This window comes from Enterococcus sp. C57 (assembly GCF_040887305.1).
GTDB classification, from domain to species: domain Bacteria; phylum Bacillota; class Bacilli; order Lactobacillales; family Enterococcaceae; genus Enterococcus_B; species Enterococcus_B hirae.
On the sequence record NZ_JBFOFP010000005.1, the window covers coordinates 36,008 to 50,890 of the forward strand.

Below are 14,883 nucleotides of genomic sequence, written 5' to 3' on the forward strand. Positions count from 1 at the left end.
AATTATTCTGCTTGATCGGGTTGTTCCCCGTTTTCATAGAGATTAACTTGTTTCATCGTTCCACGATTAGAGAGATTTTCGATAATGTCTTTGATATCTAATCCTGTTGTTTCTTTCAACGTTTCTTGAGTGGAAGCTAAGAGATTGGTAGCATAGTTAGTCACCCGGTTTGCTCCGCCATTTTCGCTTGACCCGTTACTGGTATCAACCACTGAGATTTTCTCAATGTTTCCTAATGGTTGTGCTGCTTCTTTCATTAATTGTGGTAACATCTCGATTACCATACTCAAGACCGCTGCTTCACCATATTCTTTGAACGCATCTGCGATTTTGGCTTTGGCTTCAGCTTCGGCCGCTCCTTTGGCTAAAGTCGCTTCCGCTTCCGCTTGACCAGCTAACCGGGTTTTATTGGCTTCGGCTTGTGCCAGAGCTTCAACGCGGAATTGTTCAGCTTCGGCTTCAGTTACTTCTTTTACCTTTTGAGCTTGTGCTTCTTGTTCTTTGGCATAACGATCCGCATCAGCTTTTTTCTTCACTTCTGAATCGTATTGTTTCTCACGACGAATGATTTCTTTTTCTTCTAATTCAATTTGTTTTTGTCGTTCAATGACTTTTACTTCCATTTCTTGTTCAACAACATGTTGTTGCGCCCGAGCGCTTTCCAAGTTATAGGCTTGGTCTGCTTTGGCTTTTGCAATATCTTGTTCTTGCTTGTAAGAAGCTAGTTTTAATTCTTTTTCTTTGATTGATTCTGCAATTTCCGTCTGTCTTTGCAGTTCCGCTGCTTGAGAATCTTTTTCAGCTTCTGCTTTTTTAATACGTGTTTCTTTTAACGCTTCTGCTTCCGCAATATCTGCGTCACGTTTCACTTGGGCGATCCGTGGTTTCCCTAAAGAATCTAAGTAACCGTTTTTATCACGGACTTCTTTGATCGTAAACGAAACAATGATCAATCCCATTTTCGCTAAATCAACAGATGCTACTTCTTGAACGCTTTGACTAAATTTGTCGCGGTTTTGATAAATTTCTTCTACAGTCATCGAACCCAAAATGGAACGAAGATGCCCTTCCAAAACTTCTCTTGCTTCATTTTCAAGTTCCTCACGTGTTTTACCTAGAAACTGTTCTGCAGCAGTCGCAATCTCTTCCACTGAAGAACCAATCTTGATGATCGAGGTGCCATCACACATCACTGGTACCCCTTGTTCAGTATAGACTTCTGGCGTCGAAACATCTAACTTGCTTGACAAGAGACTGATCCGATTCGAGCGTTGGAAAACTGGTAAAACAAATGCCCCGCCACCACGAACGATTTTGATTTTATTATTACTTTCATCTGCGTGGACATTTTTACTGCCTAAATAACTCCCGCTAATAATTAATGCTTCATCTGGTTTGGCAGTTTGATATTTTGCTACAAAGACGATCAGTAACATTAAAATGATCAAGACTGCAATAGCAATTGCGATATAAACTCCTGATATTTCCATTTCTTATACACTCCTTCATATTTTTAGCATGCCTTCATAAGGCGTTACATAACAAACTCTTTCTTTTACTTCAATGATCAAGACCTGTTCCCCTTGCTTAGCTGGTGAACTTTGTGGGGCATAAAAGCATGCAGGTCGCGTAATCGAACCAGTCACACTTTTTAATTGGATCTCCCCCATCCCTTTTAATGGTATGGGTGTAACTACGATCGCCATCTGTCCTTCAAAAGTTTTTTCTGATGCCGACAACGTACTTTCAGCATTTTTCATCGGCATTCGGACATAAAAATTGAGCAAAAACACTAAAACAGTTGCAATCGCCCCACTTGAAATCAATAGAAACAGCGAATCTAATTCTGTTAAGCGCTCTCCTAAATACCCAAACAGGCTGGTAAAAGTTAGCCAAGGGACAATGAGTATCGGGTCTATTGGACCATCGAAATCAAAAATATCTCCAAAGACTAGCAGAAAAACTGCAATCCCCGCACAAGTTAAAAGTGTATACCAATAAATCGTCTCTAATGCCACCCCTCCAATCATGTAATCGCCTCCTCCTCTGTTTTGTTCTATCATACCAATAGAATAACTTTCTGTATAGTTTGATCGATAATTTTGTTTTACCAATTTCCCAATGACAATTTAGCCAGTGGGGCGGACACCCCACCGGCAACAAAAGAACTTTGATGCGATCGTTTATTATTTTTGTTCGCTTCTTTTCTTTAAAAAGAAAATGGCTCATGCATCTAGTTTGTGAGTTGATTTTACCGTCATCCCTACAAAAGCTTTCTCTAATTCAACAAGAAGGAATAAAACCAATCCAGGTAGTAAACTGATGCTTGCTTCTTGGACAGTCAACGAAACTGTCCCAATCGCAATTTTTAATGGTGGGAACACTAACATCAATCCTTGTAAGAGGATCATCGCTCCAATCGAATAGAGTAATGCCCGATTTTCAAAAAGATCTTTTGTCAGACTAAATTCAGTCACTCTTCGACAATTAACCATGTAGAAGGCTTGTCCAAAAACCATCGCATTGATCAGAACGGTTTGTTTCGCTTCAGCAGGAACAAAATCCATTGCAACGAACCCTAAAATAGTCATGATGATCCCAACATATAAAATACGCAAAAGTGCATATTTTGATAGGATTTTTTCGTTAATTGGTCTCGGTGGACGATTCATAACATCTTGATCTGCTTTTTCAAAACCCAATGCGTATGAAAGGGTGATCGAAGCGACTAGATTTAACCACAAGATTTGTACAGTAGTTAAAGGTAATGGGAAATTTCCTACCAATGAAAAGAGCAACAGTAATCCTTGGGCTAAACAAGTTGGCAAATAAAAGAGAATCGTCTTTTTCAAATTATCAAAAATACGTCGTCCTTCTTTCACGGCTTTTGCAATGGTCTCAAAATTATCATCTACCAACACCATGTCTGCTGCCTGTTTGCTAACATCGCTCCCTTTGATTCCCATAGCGATCCCGACATCGGCTTTTTTCAAAGCTGGCGCATCATTAACGCCGTCCCCAGTCATTCCAACAATTTCATCTTGTTCTTGGAGATAGGTCACAATAGCCAATTTATGTTCAGGTGTCGTCCTGGCAAAAACATCATTCTCACGGACAGCGATCTTCCATTCTTCTTCTGTCAATTGATCTAGTTCCGTTCCCGTAATCGCCGATTTAGCATTTTTTAAACCTAATTCCTCAGCGATCGCTTTTGCTGTTGCTTGATGATCGCCAGTGATCATTTTTACTCTGATCCCTGCTTGTTGCATTTCCTTGACTGAAGCAATAGCTGATTCCTTTGGCGGATCAATGATGCCACTAAGTCCAATCATCACTAGCTCATTCGTTAATTCTTCATGTGACAATTCACGATCCTTTAACTCTTTCATTGCAAACGCTAAGACACGTTGGCCTGTTTGCGCTAATTGTTCGTTTTTTTGTAACCACATAGCATGATCTATCTGTTGTTGTCTTCCATCTGATCCCAGTTCATATTGCACTTTATTCAGTAAAACATCTGGCGCACCTTTCACAAATAAGATCCTTTTTCCTGCAATCTCATGGACGGTCGCCATATATTTGTAAGCTGAGTCGAAAGGGATTTTATCAACGACTGGATAAAGTTCGATCGGTTGTTGATTGGTCCATTTTAATAAAGCTAATTCCGTGGCATTACCTGAAGTTGGACATACTCCTTGAGTTAGTTGGGTTTCTTGACAATTATGCATCGCTTCAACAAGCCAAGTCTCATTTTTGGTCCAGTTTTTTTCTTCAAGCATTTCCACCCCATAGTTCGCTTTTCTAGTCGCTAAGCTAACCAATGTCATTTCATTTTTAGTCAGTGTTCCTGTTTTATCTGAACAAATTACTGTCATTGCCCCTAACGTTTCAACTGTAGGTAGATTTTTGACGATTGCTTGTTTCTTTGCCATCCGATTGACACCCGAAGATAAAATAATCGTTAAGATCGAAGGAAGTCCTTCTGGGATAGAAGACACGATCAAGGCAATGACAGCTGTCGCTATATAGCCCCAAGTCATGCCATAATAAAAGTAGGATACGGTAGCTAGCAATAAAATCAACGCAGCGATTCCTTTAAATATACTAGTATTCATTTCCTTGATCTTCTTCAATAAAGGCGTTTCTTGTTCAGAGATCGACCCTAATGAAGTGCTGATTTTTCCAATTTCTGTAGCAGTTCCGACAGCGACTACGATCCCTATTCCTCTACCTGATTCCACTTTAGTCCCAGAAAAAGCCATATTTGTTTGTTCCGCTAAAGGTGTCTCAAGCGGTAATGGGTCGGTCGTCTTTTGGATCGCATGCGTTTCTCCAGTAAGAATTGCTTCATCGATTTGTAAATTGAACGTTTCACTCAAACGAACATCTGCAGAAACGATATCTCCAGCAGCCAATACGAGTTGATCCCCCACCACTAAATCAGTTGGTGCAATCTCTTTTTGCTGTCCCTTTTCGATGATGACTGCTTTTTCACTAAGTAATTCCGCAATGCTGTCTAAAGATGAAGCTGCCTTTCGTTCTTGTAAATAGCCGATCAGCGCATTTAAGAAAACAACTAAAAAAATCATACTGCCTTCAATATATGCGCCTGTAAAAAGCTTAACGATCGCAGCTCCTAGTAAAATGTACATCAGTGCATCATGAAAGTAAGAAAGAAATTTTTTCCATTCTGGAACTTTAATACCATTTTCTAAGACGTTTCTTCCATACTTAAGTTGTCGTTCGTTCCTTTCTTGTTCGTTCATTGCTTTTTTTACCATTAATTTTTCTTTGATTTCTATGATTGATAAGGTGTACCATTCTTTCATTTTTTTCCTCCAATAATTCTTACTGATCAAATCATAAAGGTTAGAGTGACTCTAAGGTCAAGAAAAATTTAAGCAAATCTATCTATGTAGAATAAAAAAATCAATTCCATTCACATTTCCCCCACGTTTCGTAGTAAAATAACCTTACTTAAAATGACTGATCAATGGAAGTGATGATTTGAAAATCAATGAATTAGCAAAGCTCTATGATATTACAGCCCATACTTTACGCTATTATGAAAAATTAGGTTTGATTACACCGGATTATGATGAAAATGGCTATCGAAATTATTCTTACGAACACATTGAACAACTGAATACCATCCGTGACCTACGTTATTTTGACGTCTCCATTACTGAGATCGCCGATTATTTGAAGCAAAAAGAAATCAGCAAGACAAAAGAATTATTAGCTTTTGAAATCGAGGCACTTCATCAACTCATCAGTGACTCACAAAAAAAAATCGAACTATTAATCGAACGTGTCCAGTTAATTGAAGAAGCAGAAAGCATAGACTATCAAGAAGTGCTATTAGTGCAGCAACCGAAAAGACTGATTCTTAAAGCTTCTACGGTTGCAACGGATGAACAAATCGACTTTTCGTTAAAAGAACTTCATAAAAAATACGAACCTTTATTAAGCACTAATAATCAAAATCTTTTTGGTAGTATCATCCATTTAGAAGAAGATCCTTTTACCTATCAAGTATTTTATTTTTGTCCTGACCTTACGATTAAAAATGAGGATGCTGAGATACTCCCTGCTGGAAATTATCTTAGTTATAGTTTTAAAGGTGACTATGAACAAAGGAAGAAAGGAATTGCTACCATCATGAACTACCTGACTACCCATTCGCTTCATAGAGCCAGTCCATTTTATGAATCTTATCTGATTGATTTTCACGAAACGAATAAGCCAGAAGAATATGTGACGCGTTTAGAAATTTTAGTTGAATCGTAGCTTGGGATAACTAAATATTTATACAAAAAAACTACGTCTCATTTGACATCAAATATCAAACTCAGACGTAGTAACTCTTTTATAAATCAAGAATAAAAATTTGCTACTAAGTGCTACGAATCAATAAATGTGAAGACTTCAAGTAAGCCCCCGCAAGCTTCGTCATTTTTGTCCGTAATATGCATGCATCCCATGTTTTCGATAGTAGTGCTTATCTAAAAGATATTGTGGAATAGATTGCATAGCAGGATTAATTTTTTCATTTTCTTTAGCCATTAAGCATATTTCGTCTAAGATCAAGCTATTCTCTACCGCCTTTGCAGGGGTTTCACCCCAAGTAAATGGGCCATGTCCATAAACGAATACACCAGGAACTTCAGTAGGAGCTAATTGTCTCTCTTGAAACGTTTCAACAATCACATGACCAGTGTTTCTTTCATAAGCACTTTTAACTTCTTCTTCAGTTAATTGCCGTGTGCAAGGAATCGTTCCATAAAAAGCATCCGCATGAGTTGTTCCATAGGCAGGCAAGTCTCGACCAGCCTGCGCCCACATGACTGAATGAGTGGAGTGCGTGTGGACGATAGCATTGATTTTTTCAAAAGCTTGATACAAAATCACATGAGTCGATAAATCAGAAGAGGGCTTCATCCCATCTTCTTCTAGCGGATTTCCAGCTAGATCAGTCACTACCATTTGTTCGGGAGCCATCTGTTCATACTTTACACCACTTGGCTTGATCACGATCACCCCAAGCGCTCGATCAATCTCACTGACATTGCCCCAAGTCAACTTAACTAGTCCATATTGAGGTAGTGCCAAATTTGCTTCATAAACACGTTGTTTCATTTCTTTAATGATCGGATTACGCAAACTCATAACCTGCCTCCTTTAGCTTCGGATAAAGATAGCTTTTTGCTGCTGCGATTTCTTTTTTAAAATCCGGATTTTTTTCACTCCACATTTCAATTAAAAATGACCCATTATAATTCATCTGTTTGAGTTTCTTTAACAAACCCTCAAAGTCAACACAGCCTGCGCCAAAAGGAACATCACGAAATTGACCTGATGATTCAGTTGTTACTGGATAGGTATCCTTTAAGTGGATGGAAGAAATCCAATTGATCCCTTTTTCTAGTTCACGTTCTGGATCGTTTTCTTGCCAAGCCGAAAGGTTACCAAGATCTGGATAAACTTGAAGATATGGTGAATCAATCTGGCGTTTGATTTCTAAAAATTTAGTGATTGAATTCATAAATGGATCATCCATAATTTCAATTGACAAGATTATTCCATATTCAGAAGCTATTTTGACGCTTTCTTCAAGTCCTTCAATAAATAATTTTCGTGATAGCCTTGTTTTTTTTTCATAATAGACATCGTATCCGGCTACTTGGATAATTTTGATACTTAAGCGCTGAGCAAGTCGGATCGCTTTGACCATCAATTCTTTGGCTTTTACCCGATACGCTTCATTTGAAGAACCAAAAGGAAACCTGCGATGACCACTCAGACAAATGGAATTGATCCGTATGCCCGTCTCTTTCATGTCTTTGCGTATTTGATTGATCATCTCGTCAGACCAATTGAGTCGAGCTAGGCGTTCATCTGTCTCGTCAATCGACATCTCAATAAAGGAAAAACCAAGTTCCTTTGCTAATAAAAAGCGCTCTTTCCAAGAGATATCTTTTGGTAGTGCCTTCTCATAAATTCCGATTTGAGCCAAGTCTATTCCCCCCAAATGCGAATCATTTCTTGTTTAAAATCATTGGCTGCTTTTGCAGGATCGTCCGCACTAGAAATCCCTCTTCCAGCTATAAAAGTTTCCACTTCAATCCCTGCGAATAATTTCAATGTTTCCACGTTTAATCCACCTGTCACAGAAACTGCAAAGCCCATTTCTATCAATTTCTTTACTTTTGTCAGATCCCGTTCTCCCCAAGTTTCACCAGAAAGTAATGCATCTCGACTTTGATGATAGATCACCTGTTGGATACCGATCCTCCGCCATTCAGCTGCTTGTTCATAGGTCCAATCCCCATACAGTTCGACTTGCAATGCCTTCACTTCTTTTTGAGCTGCTTCCATGGTTGGCAGAGTAGCACAGCAGATAACAGTCATAAAATCCGCACCGGCATCAGTTACATTTTTGGCTACCGTTCCCCCGGCATCCGCACATTTTGTATCAGCAACAATTGTTTTCCTTGGAAACATGCTACGAATACAGCTGATGGCTTTGCGTCCCTCTTGCAGACATAAAATGGTTCCAATTTCAATAATATCGACAATATCTCCTACTTGAAATACATCTGCTAATGCTTGTTCTAAATCATTATGATCCAAAGCAATCTGTAATTTTGGTCTGCTCATTTTGTCTTCCTCTTTTATTTAGATTTTTGATACAACGCTGATTCAGCAAATTTTTCACCAATTTCTTTGGCTGACATGACATTTTTAATGCCAATCACTGTAATTCCTTTTTTCTCTGCTTGAATAAACATATTCAAAAAATTGACTGGTGTAAAAACGACATCATACTGAGTCGCAGAACTTTTTCCTTCAGAAATTGCACAATGATGGATTTTGGTAATTGACACACCTAGTTCTTTCATTGCCTTTTCGACGCTTCTCATCATCATCAAACTTGTTCCCGACCCGTTTGCGCAAGATACTAAAATTCTCATTATGTTTTCCTCCTATGTGTTCATTTTAATTTTATTGTTGTGTTTAATTCTCGTTGTGATATTTTTCTGCATATTGCTCATAATCATCGACGATCAAAAAGTACCCGTCTGGATTTTTACGGTATTGTAATTGTGGAATAATCAATAGCCCAACCACGACTAATGCGATACCAACATACCCCAAAAACTTCATCATTACAGTAAATAATGGCCAAGCAGTGGCCCAGTCAAACATACCGAGATAGCCACCATATTTTGACATGCCGATCCAAGTTGCAAAAACGGCCGATCCACCAACTTGAATGATTCCAGAAAGAAATGGGAACAGACAGGCGGCTTTGAAACCACCTCGATTGTTGGCAAAAACTGCGATAACTGCATTGTCAAAGAACAGCGGAATAAAACCAGCAATCACGATGGTTGGTGATTTGAACAAAATGAGTAAGGCAATCATCAAAAATTGACCTAAGGCACCAAACAAGAAGCCAATGGTTACGGCGTTAGGTGAACCAAAACCAAAAGTAGCAGCTACGTCAATCCCAGGAACCGCACCTGGTAGGATTGTATTTGAGATCCCTTGAAAAGATTGTGTTAGCTCATCCACGAAAGTACGGACTCCTAATTGTAAAATGGCTAGGTAGACAGCAAAATTCAATGATGTTGTCATAATATAGAACAAGAAACTTTGTCCTTCTTGCATAAACTGTGCTTGAATCAAATAATCTTTTCCTAGCACTAACAAAATAATTCCAAAAAATAAAAGCATTAATAAAGAAGTTGCTACCATATTTTCATTAAATATAGATAAAAAACCTGGTAATTCAATATCTTCCAATTTTTTATCCACTTTTTTAGAGTGTTCTTTTTTTTGATCACGTTTCTTTAAAACTCGGCTAACTTCGCAAATATATAAATACCAAACATTTGCTGATGTGCCACAGAAAAACCAGCGCCCTCGGTTAACTCCTGGGTGATACCAACTGTTAAATTAGAAGCTACTGCCCAATAACAGCCTAAAATCAGTCCCATAAAAATCAGAACTTGAATTCTTCCTAAAGAGGGAAAACAAAATAATAATATCCAAAAAGCAGTTGCAGATTGTTGAATCTGAACATTTCCAGTTGTAAAAACCGAACGTAATTTTGTATATTTTTGAAAACGAACGAGTAAGATATTCATAACAAAAGCAATCAAAAGTAAAATCATGACATCCCCAAATGTACGACCAAATGTTTCCTCTAATCCAGAGTCAACGGCATTTTGTCCAAAATATGGATCGGTGACCATCGCATCCAGATTAAACCGTTCTTTTAAACCTACTAAAATGGGGCGGAAGTTGTTTACTAATCCTCCTGAACCAACCGTCAAAATGAAGTAACCGACTGTTGCTTTCAAGAAACCAGCAATACACTCATAAAATGGACGTTTCAAGAGAATGTACCCTAGCAGTACAATAAAACCAATCAGATAAGCTGGTTGAGTTAAGATGTTTGTAGCGAAATAAGTCCAAATGCTCAATAAAAAATCAGCCATTCTTTTTTCCTCCTATAAGTTATACTCTTGCATCACCACTCGATAGTCTTCAATCGAATCGGTATCTGCCAAACGATCAATTAGCCCATCTATCATCAACAACTCAGACAATTTTTGAATATTTTCCATATGCTGATCTACATTTTTGGCTGCTAAAGTAAAGAATAAACTTGCTGATTTTTCTTCTTGGTCGAATTGAATGGGTCTTTTCATTTTAGTGAATGAGATAGCTGTTCCATAAACTCCTTCACTATCTGCTGAAGAATGTGGCATTGCCACTTTGGGAACAATCACGATATAAGGACCATGTTCTTCTACACATTGGATGATTTCATCTACGTAACTTTGATCAATCAACTTTTTATCTAATAATAGTTGACAGCTTTCAGCAACAGCTTCCTTCCAATCAGTAATTTCTTTATCGGAATATTTCACCAAGCCTTGATCCAAAAAATATTTCAACATGTTGTTAGCCTCTTTTCTATAAGAATGACGGGAATGGTGTATCGTTTTCTACAGAAAATACATCCTCAAAACCACGGTAGAAATTAAATTCCAGGTCGTCTTTGTTCGTTGGATAGGTAAACTTGCCTCCTACCTGCCAGATATATGGTTTAAAATCGTACTTCAATCGATCCTTTTTAAACTTCCATATTTCGGTAATTTCTTTTGGATCAGCCATAAAATTTGCCCAGATATCATAATGAACAGGGATGACTACTTTAGCCTTTAATGACTCAGCCATTCGCAACATATCGACAGAAGTCACTTTATCCGTGATACCTCGTGGATTTTCACCATATGCACCTAGGCAAACATCAATAGTATGTTCGTTCCCATGTTTCGCAAACATATTAGAATAATGAGAGTCTCCAGCATGATAAATATTTCCACCCGATGTTTCAAATAGATAATTCACAGCGATCTCATCCATTTCTTGAGGTATTTTCCCTTTTAAAGTTTCCTCTGGATCTTCACAAGTGACTAATGCTGTACGGTCAAATGCTTCTAAAGCAACGATAGTTACATCCTCAATTTTGACTTCATCTCCTGGTTTGACGATTATCGTTTTCTCTTTTGGAATTCCCCAGTTCAACCAAGTATTTACTACTTCTTGAGGACCAATGAATTTTGCATTCGGACAATTTTGATGAACAGCAGCTGCTGTATTGATATCCAAATGATCCGAATGGATATGCGTGACAACTAAAGCGTTTACACTTTTCATTTCAAAAGGGTCAATCACAAAAGGTTGCGTCCGCAAGTTCGGTTGCATTTTTTGAACACCACTCATTCGCATCATCTGATGCCCTTTTTTCATCATCCCATTTCCATGACTACGTTTACCTGTCCCACACCATAAATCACACAAAATATTTGTCCCTTTATGCGTCTTTAACCAAATCCCGGTACAACCTAACCACCACATCGCAACCGTTCCTTCTTTTACTTCCTCTGCTTCGATCTCTTCATTCAAGTAGGTACCCCATTCAGGAAATGTTTCTAAAACCCAATTTTCTTTTGTGACATCATTGACATGTTTGCTCATTGTAATGCTCCTCTCAAGAACTTTCTTTTGTTGACATCTAAATCATAATATGCGGCGTCAAACATGAAAACCCTTTTATATGAGTGTTTGTTATTTATATGATCGTTTTTGTTAGTTAATTGATTTTTTTAGTATGATAGATGTAGTTAATAAACTTTATATGAATTTTTGAAGTAATAAAAATCATATATACAAACGACATATAGGAGGGTAAATAATGAAAAATTCCATTGTCAATATTGAGAAGCGGCAAAAGGATATTTTGGAACGATTACAGCAAAAAGAGCAAATGACAACATATGAGTTAGCTGAATCTTTAAAAGTCTCTATTAGTACAATACGCAGAGACCTAAACTTATTAGAAGAAAAAAATGAGATCATTCGCAATTACGGGTATTGTTCTTATAATTATGATAATCGTACAGACTTTGATCAATCTGGTCCAGAACGGCTGAAACAAGCAATCGCTCGTGAAGCTTGTAAATACATCAATGATTATGATACCGTATTCATAAATTCTAGTTCTACTGCACTTAAAGCGGTTGAATATGTACGTGCCAATCACCTGACAATTGTCACAAATAACGTAAAAATCACTTACTCCCCTCACAAAGAAAACTGCAATTATATCTTGACTGGGGGTGAGATGCGCTTTCCAAAAGAAGCATTAGTGGGTGATATCACATTAAATACCATTTCTTCAATGAATGCTGATGTCTGTATCATTGGTTGCAGTGGCGTATCGATCGATAATGGCGTAACAACTAAAATTCTCAATGAATCAACGATCAATGAAATGATGATTCGTCAAACGTTTAAATGTAAGATTCTAGTTGCTGATCATCGTAAAATTGGTTTAACATCGAAATTTAAAATTGCAGATATTTCTGTTTTTGATTATTTGATTACCGACCAGTTTTGTTCTGAAAAAGTAATTGCTGAAATCAACCATGTTGGGGTCAAAGTCATCCAAATCAGTTAAAAAAAGCCGGTGTGAATGGAACAAGGTTCTGTCCCAGCCACATCGGCTTTTGCTTATTTACGAATGATGTTCAAACATAATGACCTGATCCATTAAGTCAAAACTCTTCAAATCAGCCTTTCAGCGATGGTTCGCTCTTACTTACTTAATAACAGTCTTTTTATTAAGCGTGATAACGTTCTACACCATCTAGGTATGTTGCTTCTAAAGTCATATCTGGATTCAATACGATAAAATCAGCGTCCCGTCCTTTTGCGATCTTGCCACAAGTATCATCGATCTTGCAGCTGATTGCTGGTACTAAGCTTCCCATCATCACAGCTTGTTCAGGTGTAGCTAATCCCCAGTCTACTACATTTTTGATTGCTTCTTTTAATTTCAAGATACTTCCTGCTAAATTACCTGATTCTAAGCGAGCAGTTCCATCTTTCACGACCACTGGAAATTCTCCTAAATTATAATTGCCATCAGGCATTCCACCAGCCATCATGCAATCAGTGATCAATGCCACATGGTCATGACCTGCTTTTTCCATTAAAATTTGAGCAGCATTTGGATGAACATGATGCCCATCACAAATCAATTCTGAAAAAACATGTTCTAGCGATAGTAGCGCACCAACCATTCCAGGTTCACGATGATTTAATCCACGCATGCCATTATACGCATGGACAAAGACACTGGCACCTGCTTCTACTGCCTTTTGTGCTTCATCGATCGTCGCATTACTATGACCCAATGAAACAACCACACCTTCATCTGTCACTTGTTTGACAAACTCTTCAACGCCTTTTCGTTCTGGGGCTAGGGCAATTTTTTTGATCAGTCCGCCAGAAGCTTCTTGCCATTCATGGAAAGTATCAAGATCAGGGTCTCCAAAATAACTTGGATTTTGCGCCCCTTTATGTTCTTCCGTAAAGAATGGTCCTTCAAAATAGATTCCTTTAATTTTTGCTCCAGGAGCTTCTTGGTACATTTTTCCAATTGTTTCAGCTACATCTTTTAAACGTTCTTTACTTGATGTTAAAGTAGTTGGTAAAAACGATGTTACTCCACAAGAAAGCAATCCTTCTGACATTGCTTTCACACCTTCTGCATCATTATCCATCACATCATGGTTCATATAGCCATGAATATGCGTATCAACTAGACCAGGAGCGATCCATTTTCCGCTTTGATCAATGATATTGACTTCTCCTTCAGGTGTGTTTTGGGTATACTCCCCAAAAAGACCATCAGTGATTTCAAGATAACCTGCATTTTTGACACCGGATGACAAAAAGAATTTGTCTGCGTAGATAAAAGTTCTCATTCTTCTCTCTCCTTTGATTTTCTATCCTAAAGGTACTCTTATTTTGGAGATAAGTCAAGAATGGTCTACACCATTTAGAGACTTTTTGCTATTTTTTTAACTGATTGTGCCAATTCTTCATAAAAGAGAGCTTTATTGATTTCACCTTTCTTTTTATAAATCAAACTCTTTAAAATAAATAAATCATTAAGGTAATAATAACTATTTTTATCTTGCGCCCACCGTATTCCTTGATTTACTTGTTCTAAAGATAGTTCAATTTCTCCTTGGTGCAATAAAAAGCTTCCATAGTTATAAAAAATTTGAGTAAACTCACTTTTGGTTCGATCTTGGATCGTCTCTTGGAAGAGTTGGATACTACGACTTAAATAGTACCTAGCTTCCGCAGTTTTGCCAGCTACGCCATAGATTTTGCCAATGCAACTGACTAGCTGGATCTCAACATCTGTCACTTGTGTTCGATCTTTTAATGTAGAATAGGAGAGCGCTTCTTTTAAATAACTAAGTGCTTGAGTAATATTTTTTCGTAATGTAAATTCACAGACGCCTAAGTAATAATAATATTTTTGAAAATCCGCAGCTTCGTACAAATTTTCTGTAACTTCTGGCGATTTTAACACTTGCTCCAGCTTGCGATAATCTCGTTGCTGAAAATACAAGTCTGTTAATTCAAAATTCTTTAAGACCGCTCGAATTTTCCCATGAGATAAACGCATGACATGATCGATCGTTACGCCTAAACGTTGGCAAATTTGTGCCATTACAACAACATTTGGTAGCTCTTCATTATTTTCAATTCTGCTTAAAACACTCTGTGAACAAATATCTTGCGAAAGCATTTTTTGTGTCATCTTCTGTTCTTTTCGAATTTCTTTTATGATTGTACCAAAGGAAGTGACCAACGTTTCCATAAGCATCCTCCTTCAAAATATGCGTATTCGCATTATACCAATATTTTACTTTACGGAAGAAGAAACATCAAGAAAAGTCCTATCAAAAACTTGTCCGACTTTTTTCCTTCCTTATTTTTGAT

At 37.7% G+C, this 14,883-nt stretch carries 13 protein-coding genes and 1 pseudogene; 2 read left to right on the forward strand and 12 right to left on the reverse strand.

Going from position 1 to position 14,883, the window contains the following annotated elements; all coding sequences use genetic code 11:
- Positions 1–2: 2 nt before the first annotated feature.
- The 3 genes from AB5M32_RS07460 to AB5M32_RS07470 all read right to left on the reverse strand — a co-directional run bounded on the left by AB5M32_RS07460 (position 3) and on the right by AB5M32_RS07470 (position 4,829).
- Positions 3–1,490 (reverse strand): flotillin family protein, encoded by a 1,488-nt coding sequence (locus AB5M32_RS07460; protein ID WP_010719401.1) that lies wholly within the window; start codon positions 1,488–1,490, stop codon positions 3–5.
- A gap of 15 nt (positions 1,491–1,505) precedes the next feature.
- Positions 1,506–2,030 carry a hypothetical protein gene (locus AB5M32_RS07465; RefSeq protein ID WP_178286376.1) on the reverse strand — a complete coding sequence of 175 codons (525 nt, stop codon included), beginning with the start codon at positions 2,028–2,030 and terminating at the stop codon, positions 1,506–1,508.
- Positions 2,031–2,225: 195 nt separating this feature from the next.
- Positions 2,226–4,829, reverse strand: a complete 2,604-nt coding sequence (locus tag AB5M32_RS07470; protein WP_178286378.1) for an HAD-IC family P-type ATPase — start codon at positions 4,827–4,829, stop codon at positions 2,226–2,228.
- A 178-nt stretch (positions 4,830–5,007) separates the two neighbouring features.
- Here AB5M32_RS07470 and AB5M32_RS07475 point away from each other — a divergent pair, with 178 nt between their 5' ends.
- On the forward strand, positions 5,008–5,790 hold the full coding sequence (locus AB5M32_RS07475; protein WP_010719404.1) for a MerR family transcriptional regulator: 783 nt from the start codon (positions 5,008–5,010) through the stop codon (positions 5,788–5,790).
- Positions 5,791–5,952: 162 nt separating this feature from the next.
- Here the strand turns inward: AB5M32_RS07475 and AB5M32_RS07480 are convergent, their stop codons facing one another.
- From AB5M32_RS07480 to ulaG, 7 genes and pseudogenes are all read right to left on the reverse strand, one after another.
- Positions 5,953–6,669, reverse strand: coding sequence for an L-ribulose-5-phosphate 4-epimerase (locus AB5M32_RS07480; protein WP_034700355.1), 717 nt, complete (start codon positions 6,667–6,669; stop codon positions 5,953–5,955).
- On the reverse strand, positions 6,656–7,516 hold the full coding sequence (locus AB5M32_RS07485) for an L-ribulose-5-phosphate 3-epimerase (protein ID WP_178286381.1): 861 nt from the start codon (positions 7,514–7,516) through the stop codon (positions 6,656–6,658). Before AB5M32_RS07485 ends, AB5M32_RS07480 begins: the two co-directional genes overlap by 14 nt.
- A gap of 2 nt (positions 7,517–7,518) precedes the next feature.
- Positions 7,519–8,160 (reverse strand): 3-keto-L-gulonate-6-phosphate decarboxylase UlaD, encoded by a 642-nt coding sequence (locus AB5M32_RS07490; RefSeq protein WP_010719407.1) that lies wholly within the window; start codon positions 8,158–8,160, stop codon positions 7,519–7,521.
- 14 nt (positions 8,161–8,174) lie between these two features.
- Entirely contained in the window at positions 8,175–8,474 is a 300-nt protein-coding gene (locus AB5M32_RS07495) for a PTS sugar transporter subunit IIB (RefSeq protein ID WP_010719408.1), read from the reverse strand.
- 43 nt (positions 8,475–8,517) lie between these two features.
- A pseudogene (locus AB5M32_RS07500) lies at positions 8,518–10,007 on the reverse strand (PTS ascorbate transporter subunit IIC).
- Between the two features lie 12 nt (positions 10,008–10,019).
- Positions 10,020–10,472 carry a PTS sugar transporter subunit IIA gene (locus tag AB5M32_RS07505; RefSeq protein ID WP_034866766.1) on the reverse strand — a complete coding sequence of 151 codons (453 nt, stop codon included), beginning with the start codon at positions 10,470–10,472 and terminating at the stop codon, positions 10,020–10,022.
- A gap of 16 nt (positions 10,473–10,488) precedes the next feature.
- The gene (gene ulaG, locus AB5M32_RS07510) at positions 10,489–11,556 is read right to left on the reverse strand and encodes an L-ascorbate 6-phosphate lactonase (RefSeq protein ID WP_178286383.1); all 1,068 of its coding nucleotides are present in this window, start codon (positions 11,554–11,556) and stop codon (positions 10,489–10,491) included.
- Between the two features lie 217 nt (positions 11,557–11,773).
- On the opposite strand from ulaG, the gene AB5M32_RS07515 reads away from it, so the two are divergent.
- The gene (locus AB5M32_RS07515) at positions 11,774–12,538 is read left to right on the forward strand and encodes a DeoR/GlpR family DNA-binding transcription regulator (RefSeq protein WP_178286385.1); all 765 of its coding nucleotides are present in this window, start codon (positions 11,774–11,776) and stop codon (positions 12,536–12,538) included.
- 163 nt (positions 12,539–12,701) lie between these two features.
- Here the strand turns inward: AB5M32_RS07515 and nagA are convergent, their stop codons facing one another.
- Both nagA and AB5M32_RS07525 read right to left on the reverse strand, forming a co-directional pair.
- Positions 12,702–13,850, reverse strand: coding sequence for an N-acetylglucosamine-6-phosphate deacetylase (nagA, locus tag AB5M32_RS07520; RefSeq protein ID WP_010719415.1), 1,149 nt, complete (start codon positions 13,848–13,850; stop codon positions 12,702–12,704).
- Between the two features lie 74 nt (positions 13,851–13,924).
- Positions 13,925–14,761 (reverse strand): helix-turn-helix transcriptional regulator, encoded by an 837-nt coding sequence (locus tag AB5M32_RS07525; RefSeq protein WP_178286387.1) that lies wholly within the window; start codon positions 14,759–14,761, stop codon positions 13,925–13,927.
- Positions 14,762–14,883: the final 122 nt, after the last annotated feature.